This is a genomic window from Rossellomorea sp. GAMAL-10_SWC, from assembly GCF_049568075.1.
Classification (GTDB): Bacteria; Bacillota; Bacilli; order Bacillales; family Bacillaceae_G; genus Gottfriedia.
The window spans coordinates 2,717,949-2,731,555 of the sequence record NZ_CP144911.1 but is presented as its reverse complement, the minus strand read 5'-3'; the positions used below and the strand labels follow the sequence as shown (position 1 = coordinate 2,731,555).

The following is a 13,607-nucleotide window of genomic DNA, read 5'->3' as shown; positions in this document are numbered from 1 at the left end:
ATAATGGTTGAACTAGAAATTGATTTTATAGATGAAACAAATGAAGTGACTAAAGAACAGCAATCTGATATAAAGGGTTTACTAGAGTGCGCACTTGAATATGAGGGTGTAACGGGTGAAGTTGAAATTGCGGTTTCATTTGTAGATGATGAAAGAATTCATGAAATTAATAAGGAGTATCGAGAGAAAGACCGTGCTACAGATGTTATTTCGTTTCCAATGGAAGAATTAGGGGAAGGTGAAATTGAAATCATTGGAGTGGACTTACCGCGTACTTTAGGTGATATTGTCATTTCGATTCCTACTACTAAGAGACAGGCTGAGGAGTATGGTCATTCGTTCCGCCGTGAATTAGGTTTTTTAGCAGTTCACGGATGCTTACATTTACTTGGTTATGATCATATGAATGAAGCCGATGAGAAAGTGATGTTTACAAAACAAAAGGAAATATTAGAAAGATATGGCCTTGAAAGACTCTAAAAAAAGAGCGACATTACTTAAATCTTTTGGTTTTGCATTTAGTGGTATTTTTAAAGTCATTAAGGATGAAAGAAATATAAAAATCCACTTATTTGCAGCACTTATTTCAATCGGCCTTGCGTTTTATTTACATATTAGTCGAATAGATTGGTTAATTCTTCTGCTTATTATTACAATTGTCATTTCGCTAGAGTTAGTTAATTCCTCTATTGAAGCAGTTGTAGATTTAGCATCACCTAATAAACATCCTTTAGCAAAGAAAGCAAAGGATGTGGCAGCTGGGGCGGTGTTAGTCGCTGCAATCGTTTCAATCATTATAGGTGCTTTGCTATTTTTTCCGTATTTTACTATACTACGTTAATAAGACCCCACTTTCGTGTTCGGGCTTATAATAGGAGGCTACATAATGGATAAACAACAACTTATAAATGAAGCGATAAAAGCTAGAGTAAACGCATATGTACCATATTCGAAATTCCAAGTTGGTGCAGCTTTACTAACAAAGGATGGTCGAGTTATTCATGGTTGTAATATAGAAAATGCATCATATGGTCTAACGAATTGTGCAGAGCGAACTGCATTATTCAAAGCATATTCAGATGGTATTACAGAGTTTTCAGCAGTAGCAGTTGTCGCTGATACCGAGGGACCTGTTGCTCCTTGTGGGGCATGCCGTCAAGTTTTATTTGAACTTAGTGGTCCAGATACAGTCGTATATTTATCAAACTTAAATGGAGTAATCCAAGAAACAACAGTAAAAGAATTATTGCCAGGAGCATTTACATCGGAGGATTTGAATGAATAAAGAAAGTTATAAATCAGGTTTTGTCTCAATTATAGGTAGACCAAATGTAGGGAAAAGTACATTCCTAAATCGAGTAATAGGTCAAAAAATAGCTATAATGAGTGATAAGCCTCAAACTACTCGTAATAAAATTCAAGGCGTTTTTACAGAAGATGATGCACAAATTGTCTTTATAGATACGCCAGGAATCCATAAGCCAAAACACAAGCTTGGTGATTTTATGGTAAAGGTAGCTCAAGATTCGATTAAGGATGTTGATGCTACGCTATTTATGGTAAATGCCAATGAAGGATTTGGTCGTGGTGATGAATTCATTATTGAGAAGCTGCAAGGAAGTCGTAGTCCAGTAATTTTAGTTATTAATAAAATTGATACAATTCATCCTGATCAGTTATTTGATTTAATCAATAAATACAAAGATTTATTCCAATTTGCTGAAATTGTTCCGATCTCAGCATTACAAGGGAATAATGTCGATCGCTTATTAAAAGTTATTAAAACTTATTTACCAGAAGGTCCGCAATATTATCCTGCAAATCAAGTTACAGATCATCCTGAAAGATTTATCATTTCAGAATTAATAAGAGAAAAAGTATTGCATTTGACTAGAGAAGAGGTTCCACATTCAATTGCTGTTATTATTGAGCAAATTGAAAGAAGACCAGAAGGAAATGCAATATACGTAAATGCAACAATTGTCGTTGAAAGGTCTTCCCAAAAAGGAATCATTATCGGTAAGCAAGGTAGCATGTTAAAAGAGGTTGGCAAGCGTGCTCGTTTAGATATAGAAAACTTGCTTGATACAAAAGTATTCTTAGAGTTATGGGTTAAGGTTCAAAAAGATTGGCGTAATCGTATGTCTCAATTAAGAGATTTAGGTTTCCGTGAGGATGAATATTAAAAAGCAAAAATCAAGGGACTAGGGCTTAGCATCAGGGGCTAATAATATTACCATTTGTTCAAAAAAGCCCAACATATTTTTCTGGATTTTGCAAGCTTTTTATTTGTTATTTTAATAAATTTTATACACATGAAAATCGGGAGAGAAGGTCACATTATAAGTAAGCAGGGAAAGTAATTGGCTATAGGTAATGAGCAATGAGTTGTAGCTATTCTTGAAAGGTGGTTTCTCAATGTTGAATTTTACCTGGGATGTCTTTTCTAAAACTGGAAATGTTGAGACATATTTATTGTTTAAGCAGCTTGAACAGGAACATGTGGATCAGAAAAGTTACATTGATGAAGAAATAGCTGATATTGATTCCCTACATACTTAACCTTCATCCAATTGGATGGTGAGTTAAATGTTACAGCGTGTAGAAGGAATTGTATTACGGGCAAACGCTTATGGAGAATCAAATGTTATTATTACTCTTTTAACAAGAGAATTAGGTAAGATAGGAGTTGTGGCAAGAGGAGCAAAGAAGACGAATAGTCGACTTGCTTCTGTTACACAACTCTTTACATATGGGTCGTTTTTGATTCAAAAAGGATCCGGTTTAGGTACATTAAGTCAAGGAGAACTGATTGATTCATTTCGTGAGTTAAGAAGTGATTTAGTTGCAACAGCGTATGCTTCGATTGTTGTAGAGCTAACTGATAAAGCGGTTGAAGAGAAAAAAAATAATCCGTATTTATTTGAATTGGTCCTTCAATTACTACAGCACATGAATGAAGGTGCCGACGCTGAAGTTTTGACTTATTTATTTATGACAAAAATGATACCTGTATTAGGATATCACCCATTTTTTGATCTGTGTGTGAATTGTAGATGTAGTGCAAATGAAAATATATTTTTAGCCTTTTCTGTTAAAGAAGGTGGGTTTTTATGTCAGCGTTGTAAACATACTGATCCATATGCTTTTTCTGTTACTGAAAAGTCGGTTAAGTTAATGAGATTATTTTATCATTTTGATGTAAATCGACTTGGAAAAATTGAGGTTAGTGAAGCAACAAAGAAAAACTTACAACAAATTTTATTTTCATACTATGATGAATATAGTGGAATCTATTTAAAGTCACGCAAATTTTTAGAGCAATTAAAAAATATGGATAATTTTCTGAAAACAAATAAAAATTCAGAAACCTAAGGAAGGAAATAGGCTACCTATTTCCTTCTTTCTTTTTTAAATTGTAAAAATAGTATATAATATTTATTAGAGAGTATAACATATTGGATAGTTAGGGGTGAGGGAAATAGAACTGACAAAGCGACAAACTCAAATACTTGAAATTGTAAAAAATAATGGACCAATTACAGGTGAACATATAGCTGATCAGCTAGCACTTACAAGAGCTACGCTTCGCCCGGATTTAGCTATTCTTACAATGACTGGTTTTTTAGAGGCAAGACCACGAGTAGGATATTATTACACAGGAAGAACAAGCGGTGCACAAGTCATTGACAGAATTAAAAAATTGACTGTAAAGGATTTTCAGGCTATTCCTGTTGTAGTAGATCGAAGTTCATCAGTATATGATGCGATAGTTACAATGTTTCTTGAAGATGTAGGAACGTTATTTGTTGTTGATCAAAATTCGATATTAACAGGAGTACTATCGAGAAAAGACTTACTCCGTGCAAGTATAGGAAATAAAGATTTGCATACATTACCCGTAGATATTATCATGACGAGGATGCCAAACATTACAATTTGCTTTAAAGATGATACAATTTATAATGTAGCTAAGAGTTTAATTGAAAAACAAATTGATGCTGTCCCTGTTGTTCGTGAAAGTGAGCATGGACTTGAGGTTATTGGTCGATTTACAAAAACAAATTTTACTCGTGCGATTGTAGACTTAATGAACAATGATATGTTTTAGTAAAGTTAAGAGGTGAACATATGGGCAATTCAATCGTTTATGTTGTATCAGATTCTGTTGGTGAAACAGCAGAGCATGTCGTAAAGGCGGCTATTAGTCAATTTCATCAAAAATTCGAGATTAGACGTGTACCATACGTTGAAGATAACGCAACATTAATTGAAATAGTTCAAGTAGCAAAAGAAAATAATGGTATTATTGTATTTACATTAGTAAAACCTGATATGAGAAAGAAATTATTAGAGGAATCGCAAAGTGCTGGTGTAATCGTATATGACTTAATCGGTCCATTAATCGATAAAATTTCAACGATTCATAAACTTGAACCTAGAAATGAACCTGGTGTTGTTCGTAAACTAGATGAAGATTATTTCCAGCGTATAGAGGCAATTGAATTTGCGGTTAAATATGATGATGGAAGAGACCCCAGAGGTATTGAAAAAGCTGATATAGTCTTAATCGGTGTATCGAGAACATCAAAGACTCCTTTATCACAATATCTTGCTCATAAAGGATTTAAAGTTGCCAATGTGCCTTTAGTTCCAGAAGTTGATCCACCAGAACAACTATTTAATGTTCCGAAAGAAAAGTGCATAGGACTAATGATTTCTCCAGAAAAGTTAAACCATATTCGAAAAGAAAGATTAATTTCATTAGGACTTCACGATGGAGCTAGTTATGCTAATATTTCAAGAATTGAAGATGAACTAAAACATTTCAATAATGTTGTTAAACAAATTGGCTGTAAAGTGGTAGATGTTTCAAGTAAGGCAGTAGAAGAATCCGCTAATGTAATATTAAATTTCTATTACCAAAATAAGCAAATTAGATAATTTTTTTGAAATTAAAAATGATCGATCTTTTTAGACTGACACATTAGAGTAATCTAATGTGTTTTCATCTTTTTTAAATAGGGAATTAGTTAAATTAGGATTGTATGTAAAAGTTAAAATTCTTTAGTACTTATTGCTAGATTTCCTAATTAAAATAGATTATAATAAAAAATTGTATGAAATGAACTAATTAATAGGTTTAACTTTTTATACTTACGAATAAACTATGAATATGTGCTTCCTAGTTTATTGAAAGATGGAAATAAAACTACATAAATCGATACATGTTTTGAAGGAATTACAAAAGACGTGTAGAAATTAATCATAAGCGATAAATAAATGGGTTAATGAAAACCAGAACTAGCAGTTGGATGCAATGCTTATGAACTACTGTTTAGCACTTCTTTTTAGATAATTAATAATTCATATATGATTTAATAAAGTGAATTAACTTAAGTTTAAAATATATGGAAATATTTTTGTCGAATCATGAAGGAATACAGTGAGTTTTATCGAATAAAATAGTATATGGAGCTGTCAGTATGGGAAACAGAATTCCCGATGAACTTGTCGAGCAGGTTCGTCAGTCAGTTGACATAGTTGATGTAGTAAGTGAGTATGTTCCTCTGAAAAAACAAGGAAGAAATTATTTTGGACTTTGTCCTTTTCATGGAGAAAGCACACCATCTTTTTCTGTGTCTCCTGAAAAACAAATTTTTCATTGTTTTGGATGCGGTGCTGGAGGAAATGCGATTTCTTTCATTATGCAGCTTGAAGGACTTAACTTTCAAGAATCTGTCCATCAGCTTGCAAAAAAGACAAATATCACTTTACCTACAGATACGGTTGACACAGTCAAGAATCCACAAGCTACTGAGCAAGGCATTATGCTTGAAGCTCATGAGTTTGTCAAAAAGTACTATCATCATCTATTAGTTAACACAACAGAAGGTAAACAAGCATTAGAATACCTACTTAATAGAGGAATTTCTAGAGAGGAAATAAAGCATTTTGAGCTTGGGGTTGCTTTAGATTCTTGGGATGCTGTTACTAAGGTGTTAGAAAAACGTGGCTATCCAATGCCAATCATGGAGAAAGCTGGTCTAGTTGTTCGAAGTGAACGTGATGGTAATTACTATGATCGATTTCGAAATCGATTAATTTTTCCAATTCATAACCATCAAGGAAAAATTGTTGCATTCAGTGGAAGAATAATGGGTGAAGGGTCACCAAAATATTTAAATAGTCCTGAATCTTCAATTTTCCATAAAGGAAAATTATTATATCAATTTTACCAAGCAAAGAATGTCATGCGAAAGCAAAATCGGGCAATCTTGATGGAAGGTTTTGCAGATGTCATTTCTGCGTTTAGAGCTGGTGTCCATGATGCAGTTGCAACCATGGGAACATCATTAACAGAGGATCAAGCGAAAGTCTTGAAAACATCTGTTGATCAAATTATTATTTGTTATGATTCAGATCAGGCTGGTATTAATGCAACTGAAAAAGCAGCTAAAGTTCTTCAAAAAGAAGGATTTACAATTAAAGTAGCACAAATGCCTGATGGCTTAGATCCTGATGAATATATAAGACAATTTGGTCCAGAAAAATTTAATACCTCTATTATTGAAGCTAGTGTATCATTAATGAGTTTTAAAATGCAATATCATCGAAAAGGAAAAAATCTTTTAGATGAAACTGTTAAATTTCAGTATATAAAAGAAATGCTACAAGAAATTGCTAAACTAAGTCAACTGATCGAACAAGATTATTACTTAAATCAACTCTCAAAAGAGTTTTCTATCTCGATTGAAGTACTTAAGAAGGAATTTGGACAATATAGTAATCAGGCAAATCGTATATCTAATGTAACAGAAGTAAAAACTGATATCAAACGCGATATTACTACTAAGACACTTCTTCCTGCACATGTTAGAGCTGAACAATTACTTTTAGCTCATATGTTAAATAGCAGTGACGTGGCTGAAAAAGTAAGACAGCAATATCAGGGTCTATTCTACAATAATGATTATTCCGAGATTATAATCCATCTTTATGCTTATTATGAAGAGGGCAATGAGTCTAATATTAGTAAATTTATGAATTACCTTCCTTCAAAAAGGTTACTTGAAGTAGTTTCAAAAATTGTCAATTTACAGATAGCACCTGAACTAACAGAGCGAGAGTTAAAGGATTATTTAGATGCATTAAACAACTATGATAAACAACAACGTATACGTGAAAAAGAAATAGATCTGAAAAAAGCCGAACGTGAAGGAGATTTTGTAAAAGCTGCAACGATTCTCCAACAAATCACACAGCTAAGATCTAGTATGAAATATGTTAAATGATTCGCGAACTTTTCGAAGGAGGGGAACAGATGGCTGATAAATCGGCTCGTTCTAAAGATACGGAAACAGAAGTAACACTTGATCAAGTAAAAGCATTATTAATTGAAAATGGTAAAAAACGTGGTGTAATTACATATGAAGAAATTGCAGATCGTTTAAATGGATTTGAAATTGATTCAGATCAACTTGAAGAGTTTTATGAACAACTAGGTGAACAAGGTATTGATATTGTTGGTGACGCTGATGATGAACCTAGAGGAACTCAATTAGAGAAGGAAGAAGAATTTGACCTAAATGATTTAAGCGTTCCTCCTGGAGTAAAAATTAATGATCCAGTACGTATGTACCTAAAAGAAATTGGCCGAGTTGATTTACTTTCTGGACAAGATGAAATCAATTTAGCGAAACGTATTGAAGAAGGCGATGAAGAAGCGAAACGACGCCTAGCAGAAGCGAACTTACGATTAGTAGTAAGTATTGCAAAACGTTATGTAGGACGTGGTATGCTGTTCTTAGACCTTATTCAAGAAGGTAATATGGGATTAATCAAAGCCGTTGAAAAGTTTGATTATCGTAAAGGTTATAAATTTAGTACATATGCGACTTGGTGGATTCGTCAAGCGATTACTCGTGCAATTGCAGATCAAGCTAGAACAATCCGTATTCCAGTTCATATGGTGGAAACAATTAACAAATTAATTCGTGTTCAACGTCAATTGCTTCAAGATTTAGGTCGTGAGCCATCTCCTGAAGAAATTGGTGAAGAAATGGATTTACCACCAGAAAAAGTTAGAGAAATCCTTAAAATTGCTCAAGAGCCAGTTTCATTAGAAACACCAATTGGTGAAGAAGATGATTCACACTTAGGTGATTTCATTGAAGATTCGGAAGCAACTTCACCAGCTGAGCATGCAGCTTATGAAATGCTAAAAGAGCAATTAGAAGATGTTCTTGATACATTAACAGATCGTGAAGAAAATGTTTTACGTTTACGATTTGGTTTAGATGATGGACGAACTCGTACTTTAGAAGAAGTTGGTAAAGTATTTGGAGTTACACGTGAGCGTATTCGTCAAATCGAAGCAAAAGCTCTACGTAAATTACGTCATCCAAGCCGAAGCAAACGTCTAAAAGATTTCTTAGAATAGAATGTTTAAAAAGAGTTTATCCTTTATTGGGTAAACTTTTTTATTTTCAACTAAAAAATAAAAAATGAAAACGTTCTAATTAGTAAATATGTCACAATAAAAAATTTGTCAAAATATATCGAATGTCCGTACTAAATATATAATTGTAGTGCTATGCTACATACTAAGTAATGCTAAAACGGTTGATCTTTTAATAATTTATTCTAAAGATGAATCAAAGGATAATTTAAGCAAAAATGGTTATTATAAAATATGGAGACGCTAGTAGTAATTCCATCATTTTAACAATTGGATACCTATTTACTTTATTTTACAGAATTGTCTTTAAATTTGCAAATACTCATTTTCCCTACTTTTTTAATAATTTTTATAATTAGTTCAATACTACTAAATATAAAATAAATGGATTGAAGACATATTACCTATATCGTAATAGCAATTATTTATTAGAGTTTTTAATAGAATGGGTTAAATCTTTTGCTTAAGCTTTTTGTGAAAATGATTAAATTCAAAATAAAAGTTTAATGAGTAACGATGGTTTTAAATGGTTTCTTAAAAAAACTTACTTATTTCATTTATCAAGAGGTGAGTTTATACAAATATAATTTGTAATTATGCTATATAGAATTTAATTCTTTATAGTAGGAAGGTTTATATAATTTTGAAATCGTTTAACAATTTTTAAATTTATCCAATATAATACTTTTTTTATTGTTTTTAATCGTATACAATAATAATGTTATAGTAATTAATTTTATTTTTTTAAGGGGTTACATAAGGGGGATCATAATGAAACGAAATCCATTAATTCCTTTTGCTCTAATTGCAGCACTAGGAATCGCAGTCATGCTAATTATTTCATTAAAAGGAGCAAAACAGGCTGATGAAATTGCAAACGGTGATAAAAAACCGGCGCAAACAGCATCAACTAAGCCAGATGAAATATATGCTCAAACATGTGTTAGCTGTCATGGTGATCAATTACAAGGGGTTGTAGGACCAAACTTAACTAAAGTAGGTTCAAGATACTCAGAAGATCAAATCAAAAACATTCTTAAAAACGGTAAAGAAGGCGGAATGCCAGCTGGTTTACTACAAGGACCACAATTGGATGCTGTTGCTAAATGGTTATCTGAGAAAAAATAAGCAAGCATATAAAATGACCTCTTCGTTAGAAGGGGTCATTTTGGTTTCTTGACTACTATAGTGTAAAATGATGTTATGAAAATAAAATGAAATGGTGATTTTATTATGAATGAAGTTAATTTATCAAATCGTTTAAAAAGAGTATTTGATTACATACCAGAGGGCACGAAATTAGCTGATATTGGATCAGATCATGCTTATTTACCTTGTTATGCAGTTTTAAATAAAAGATGCACCTCAGCTATTGTAGGGGAAATTACTGAAGGTCCATATAATTCAGCACGATCTACGATTCGTCAAAGTGGGTTAGAAGGAATTGTAGAAGCGAGAATGGGAGACGGGCTAGAGGTTTTAGTACCGAACGAAGTAGATGTCATAACAATAGCTGGAATGGGTGGTTCTTTAATTTCGAGCATATTAGAAAAAGGTAAAGAAAAACTTCAAGGTGTTGAAACGTTAGTGTTGCAACCAAATATTGGTGCAAATCAAATTAGAAATTGGCTTGATTATGAAGGATATTCTCTTGTGGAAGAAGATATATTAGAAGAGGATGGAAAAATCTATGAAATTCTAGTAGCTTCTAAATCAAATCCAAATAGTGCATACAGTGAAAAGAAAGATATGGAGCTATTTATAGGTCCTTACTTATTAAAAAACAAAAATGATGCATTTAAGAAGAAATGGGAGCATGAAAAAAAGAATTTTGAAAGAATCTTAACACAACTTGAATCAGCAAAACAAACAGAGGAATCAGTTCAGAAGATGAAAGAAGTTGAACAGAAACTTGAGTGGATAAAAGAGGTGCTTTCATGAAATCGATAAATGGTTTTCAGCTAGTACAGCAATTTGAAGAACTATTCCCTAAGCATTTAGCTGAGGAAGGTGACCCAAATGGTCTTCAAATTGGTACATTATCAAAACAAGTGACAAAGGTATTAATTGCATTAGATGTCACAAAAGAGGTTGTAGAAGAGGCAATTTCAATTGGTGCAAACCTAATTATTGCTCACCATCCTATTATCTATCGTCCTTTAAAAAAGATTGATACAGACAGTGAACCGGGTAAAATAGTGGAACTTTGTATTAAACATGATCTAGCTGTTTTTGCAGCACATACAAATGTTGATATCGCAGAAAACGGTGTGAGTGATTTTTTAGCTGAAGCTTTACAATTAGAAAATACGAATGTTCTCGCTCCAACTTATGTTGAAAAATTAATTAAGTTAGTTGTATATGTACCGAAAACACATGCTGAAATTGTATTAAATGCAATTTGTGATGCTGGAGCAGGTCATATTGGTCAATACAGCCATTGTAGCTTTATTTCGAATGGAACAGGGACATTTATACCGTTAGAGGGGACAACACCATTTATTGGGCAACAGGGGCAATTAGAAGAAGTTGATGAGGTAAAGCTCGAAACAGTTGTTCCACAATTAAAATTAAAACAAGTGCTAAAAGTGATGCAAAAAGCTCATCCATATGAAGAAATAGCATATGATACATACACACTAGAAAATGAAGGCAAAACATTCGGGATTGGGAGAATCGGAAGCCTTAAAGAAGAGATTTCATTAGAAGAATTTGCGCATTATGTAAAAGAAAAATTAGATTTACAAGGTGTAAGAGTGGTAGGGAACTTAAGTGATCGAGTAAAAAAGGTTGCTATTGTAGGTGGAGACGGAAATAAGTTTGCCTATCATGCAAAAAGAAACGGTGCAGATGTTTATTTAAGTGGTGATATATATTACCACGTAGCACAGGATTGGAAAATGCTTAATTTAAATATAGTTGATGCAGGTCACAATATTGAAAAAGTGATGAAATTAGGTGTTAAACGTCTTTTAGATAATAAATTAAAAGAAAAAAACATGGCTTGTGAAATTATCGCTTCAACGATCCACACTGATCCATTTACATTTATTTAAACGTTTTTTGCGAATTAAAAAATAGGACTTCCGGGTTAAAAATCCAGAAGTCCTATTTTTTAGTCTTTTATTCTAACTTTAGGTAGTATTTTACTTAATTCTACTCCAGATTTTGTATCCCAAGTGCTTTCATCGTTTGGATCATACTTCTCCAAAAATGCGATAACTTCACGTGTGATCGGTGTTGGAGTAGAAGCTCCAGACGTAACAGCTACAGTCTCAACGCCCTCTAACCATTTTAACTGAAGTTCAGTTATATCTGAAATACGAAATGCCTTTGTTCCTGCAATTTCATGCGAAACTTGTGCAAGTCTATTTGAGTTATTACTCATTGGGTCACCTACAACAATTGTTAGATCTGCTTGGCTAGCTTGATCAGCAATTGCTTCTTGACGAACTTGAGTTGCCATACAAATTTCTTTATGAACATGAGCAGTCGGGTACTTTATAATTGCGTATTGAATTAATTCAACTACGTCCCATTGGCTCATAGTTGTTTGATTTGTAATGATAATTTTATCAGTAGGAATTTCTAAAGCATCAATATCAGATTTATTTTGAATTAGGTGAACAATCGAAGGTGCGATTCCAACTGCGCCCTCTGGTTCCGGATGTCCTTTTTTACCAATATAAATAAAGTGATAGCCTTCAGCCATTCGTTCTTTAATTAAATCATGAGTTTTCGTTACATCTGGACAAGTCGCATCAATCGTCGTAAGCCCTTTTTTAATTGCTTTTGATTTTACTTCTGGAGAAACTCCGTGAGCCGTAAAAATAACAGTACCTTTTTCAATCTTATCTAGGATATCTAATCTGCTTGGACCATCTAAAGTAATGATACCTTCTTCTTCAAATGCGTCTGTAACATGTTTATTATGAACAATCATACCAAGTATATAAATTGGTCTTGGTAATGATGGATCTTTAGCTGCATTTCTAGCAATGACCATTGCATCTACAACTCCGTAGCAATAGCCTCGTGGGGTAACTTTAATAACTTTCATGGAGTAGCCCCTCCTTTATAATATTGTTGTCATTTTTTATTATAAAGGAGGGAGATACTACTATACAAAGAAAAAGAAAATTTACATAAACAATTTTGGTTTTGGATTTACGTTTGATGCAGTTTCTTCAATACTATGGGATGGTTCTACTACTTCTGACTTAATTGGAGCTTTCTTTCTTTTTTTAGGTTTTTTTTCTTCTGTTTGCACAGCATCTATTATTCCATTTGAATCATTTTTTTTACTTTTTTTTGTGTCGACTGGGTCGTCGGTATTTACTGCCTTAAATATTTTATAGATTGAAGGGAAATTTTTAATAGCAGGAGCGTATTGTTGGATCATTGGCGTGACTTGTTGAGCTGCTTGAACAGCTTTTTGCATACCACCGATGACACCTGTAATTGAAGTGTCTCCTCCCATTAATCGCGAGAAAAAACCTGGACTTCCATCATCTTCTTTTTCGGGTGGTTGCCCAGTCATTGGGTATTGATTTTGTGATCCTTGTTGCTGATAATTACTACCGCCCTGTGGCTGCATTACTGGTTGGTTTTGAAAAGGAACAGGTTGTAAAATTTTATTTTGGCTTATATATTGTTGATGTGCGTTTAACTGTGGTTGATATGAAATTGGTTGTTGATAATGACCTTGTTGCCCAACAATTTGTTGGACAGGTGGATAAAACTGTTGTTGATGTTGCATATAAGGTTGCTGCGGTGATTGGGGATATGGGTATCGTTGATCAAAATTTGGTCTTGCACCGTATGGATTTTGTAAATTTTGATAAGGCTGTTGATAACTATTATAAAAATTTGGACCGTTCATAGGAAAAGGCTGTTTATTTTTTTTCTTAAATTTATCAAGTAATCCCATTCTAATACCTCCTTTCAAAAATACTCTTTATTACTTAGGCTATGCACATAATTTGAAATGGTTAGTATAGGACAGAATAAAAATTAAAATGCTACTAAAGAAGAAAGAAAAATTAGAATTAGCTTTATTGGGCTAATCTATTGTATAATAGATAATTGTAGCTATTTTGTAAGAGGATATAGTTTCCTCATTACATAGAAAGTTTAAATTAAGAAG

15 protein-coding genes are annotated in these 13,607 nt (G+C 33.0%); 13 read left to right on the top strand and 2 right to left on the bottom strand.

Annotation, left to right across the window (positions count from 1 at the left end; all coding sequences use genetic code 11):
* The first annotated feature begins 3 nt into the window (after positions 1-3).
* The 13 genes from ybeY to V5E38_RS13560 all read left to right on the top strand — a co-directional run bounded on the left by ybeY (position 4) and on the right by V5E38_RS13560 (position 11,517).
* The gene (ybeY, locus tag V5E38_RS13620) at positions 4-480 is read left to right on the top strand and encodes an rRNA maturation RNase YbeY (protein ID WP_097974246.1); all 477 of its coding nucleotides are present in this window, start codon (positions 4-6) and stop codon (positions 478-480) included.
* Entirely contained in the window at positions 461-841 is a 381-nt protein-coding gene (locus tag V5E38_RS13615; RefSeq protein ID WP_499210392.1) for a diacylglycerol kinase family protein, read from the top strand. The genes ybeY and V5E38_RS13615 overlap by 20 nt, the downstream gene beginning before the upstream one ends.
* A gap of 45 nt (positions 842-886) precedes the next feature.
* Positions 887-1,285 carry a cytidine deaminase gene (locus V5E38_RS13610; RefSeq protein WP_097974249.1) on the top strand — a complete coding sequence of 133 codons (399 nt, stop codon included), beginning with the start codon at positions 887-889 and terminating at the stop codon, positions 1,283-1,285.
* Positions 1,278-2,186 carry a GTPase Era gene (gene era / locus V5E38_RS13605; protein ID WP_097974251.1) on the top strand — a complete coding sequence of 303 codons (909 nt, stop codon included), beginning with the start codon at positions 1,278-1,280 and terminating at the stop codon, positions 2,184-2,186. Before V5E38_RS13610 ends, era begins: the two co-directional genes overlap by 8 nt.
* A gap of 232 nt (positions 2,187-2,418) precedes the next feature.
* Positions 2,419-2,562 carry a YqzL family protein gene (locus V5E38_RS13600; RefSeq protein ID WP_069034173.1) on the top strand — a complete coding sequence of 48 codons (144 nt, stop codon included), beginning with the start codon at positions 2,419-2,421 and terminating at the stop codon, positions 2,560-2,562.
* Between the two features lie 27 nt (positions 2,563-2,589).
* Positions 2,590-3,375 carry a DNA repair protein RecO gene (gene recO / locus V5E38_RS13595; protein ID WP_499210391.1) on the top strand — a complete coding sequence of 262 codons (786 nt, stop codon included), beginning with the start codon at positions 2,590-2,592 and terminating at the stop codon, positions 3,373-3,375.
* A gap of 97 nt (positions 3,376-3,472) precedes the next feature.
* On the top strand, positions 3,473-4,111 hold the full coding sequence (ccpN, locus tag V5E38_RS13590; protein ID WP_499210390.1) for a helix-turn-helix transcriptional regulator: 639 nt from the start codon (positions 3,473-3,475) through the stop codon (positions 4,109-4,111).
* A gap of 20 nt (positions 4,112-4,131) precedes the next feature.
* On the top strand, positions 4,132-4,944 hold the full coding sequence (locus V5E38_RS13585; protein WP_097974256.1) for a pyruvate, water dikinase regulatory protein: 813 nt from the start codon (positions 4,132-4,134) through the stop codon (positions 4,942-4,944).
* A gap of 542 nt (positions 4,945-5,486) precedes the next feature.
* Positions 5,487-7,295 carry a DNA primase gene (dnaG, locus tag V5E38_RS13580; RefSeq protein ID WP_499210389.1) on the top strand — a complete coding sequence of 603 codons (1,809 nt, stop codon included), beginning with the start codon at positions 5,487-5,489 and terminating at the stop codon, positions 7,293-7,295.
* A 29-nt stretch (positions 7,296-7,324) separates the two neighbouring features.
* Positions 7,325-8,443 carry an RNA polymerase sigma factor RpoD gene (gene rpoD, locus V5E38_RS13575; protein ID WP_069034168.1) on the top strand — a complete coding sequence of 373 codons (1,119 nt, stop codon included), beginning with the start codon at positions 7,325-7,327 and terminating at the stop codon, positions 8,441-8,443.
* A gap of 789 nt (positions 8,444-9,232) precedes the next feature.
* Entirely contained in the window at positions 9,233-9,589 is a 357-nt protein-coding gene (gene cccA, locus V5E38_RS13570; RefSeq protein ID WP_025671599.1) for a cytochrome c550, read from the top strand.
* A 105-nt stretch (positions 9,590-9,694) separates the two neighbouring features.
* The gene (locus V5E38_RS13565; RefSeq protein ID WP_335480540.1) at positions 9,695-10,402 is read left to right on the top strand and encodes a tRNA (adenine(22)-N(1))-methyltransferase; all 708 of its coding nucleotides are present in this window, start codon (positions 9,695-9,697) and stop codon (positions 10,400-10,402) included.
* On the top strand, positions 10,399-11,517 hold the full coding sequence (locus V5E38_RS13560; protein ID WP_499210388.1) for a Nif3-like dinuclear metal center hexameric protein: 1,119 nt from the start codon (positions 10,399-10,401) through the stop codon (positions 11,515-11,517). The genes V5E38_RS13565 and V5E38_RS13560 overlap by 4 nt, the downstream gene beginning before the upstream one ends.
* Positions 11,518-11,576: 59 nt before the next feature.
* Here V5E38_RS13560 and V5E38_RS13555 read toward each other — a convergent pair whose 3' ends face one another.
* The gene (locus tag V5E38_RS13555; protein ID WP_097974262.1) at positions 11,577-12,521 is read right to left on the bottom strand and encodes a 4-hydroxy-3-methylbut-2-enyl diphosphate reductase; all 945 of its coding nucleotides are present in this window, start codon (positions 12,519-12,521) and stop codon (positions 11,577-11,579) included.
* Positions 12,522-12,602: 81 nt separating this feature from the next.
* The gene (gene vrrA, locus V5E38_RS13550; RefSeq protein ID WP_499210387.1) at positions 12,603-13,391 is read right to left on the bottom strand and encodes a VrrA/YqfQ family protein; all 789 of its coding nucleotides are present in this window, start codon (positions 13,389-13,391) and stop codon (positions 12,603-12,605) included.
* Positions 13,392-13,607: the final 216 nt, after the last annotated feature.

Coding starts and splice junctions, on each gene's coding strand:
- recO (WP_499210391.1), top strand. CDS start 2,590: ATGTTACAGCGTGTAGAAGGAATTGTATTACGGGCAAACGCTTATGGA.
- rpoD (WP_069034168.1), top strand. CDS start 7,325: ATGGCTGATAAATCGGCTCGTTCTAAAGATACGGAAACAGAAGTAACA.
- V5E38_RS13585 (WP_097974256.1), top strand. CDS start 4,132: ATGGGCAATTCAATCGTTTATGTTGTATCAGATTCTGTTGGTGAAACA.
- cccA (WP_025671599.1), top strand. CDS start 9,233: ATGAAACGAAATCCATTAATTCCTTTTGCTCTAATTGCAGCACTAGGA.
- era (WP_097974251.1), top strand. CDS start 1,278: ATGAATAAAGAAAGTTATAAATCAGGTTTTGTCTCAATTATAGGTAGA.
- V5E38_RS13560 (WP_499210388.1), top strand. CDS start 10,399: ATGAAATCGATAAATGGTTTTCAGCTAGTACAGCAATTTGAAGAACTA.
- V5E38_RS13610 (WP_097974249.1), top strand. CDS start 887: ATGGATAAACAACAACTTATAAATGAAGCGATAAAAGCTAGAGTAAAC.
- V5E38_RS13565 (WP_335480540.1), top strand. CDS start 9,695: ATGAATGAAGTTAATTTATCAAATCGTTTAAAAAGAGTATTTGATTAC.
- V5E38_RS13555 (WP_097974262.1), bottom strand. CDS start 12,521: ATGAAAGTTATTAAAGTTACCCCACGAGGCTATTGCTACGGAGTTGTA.
- V5E38_RS13615 (WP_499210392.1), top strand. CDS start 461: ATGGCCTTGAAAGACTCTAAAAAAAGAGCGACATTACTTAAATCTTTT.
- dnaG (WP_499210389.1), top strand. CDS start 5,487: ATGGGAAACAGAATTCCCGATGAACTTGTCGAGCAGGTTCGTCAGTCA.
- vrrA (WP_499210387.1), bottom strand. CDS start 13,391: ATGGGATTACTTGATAAATTTAAGAAAAAAAATAAACAGCCTTTTCCT.
- ybeY (WP_097974246.1), top strand. CDS start 4: ATGGTTGAACTAGAAATTGATTTTATAGATGAAACAAATGAAGTGACT.
- V5E38_RS13600 (WP_069034173.1), top strand. CDS start 2,419: ATGTTGAATTTTACCTGGGATGTCTTTTCTAAAACTGGAAATGTTGAG.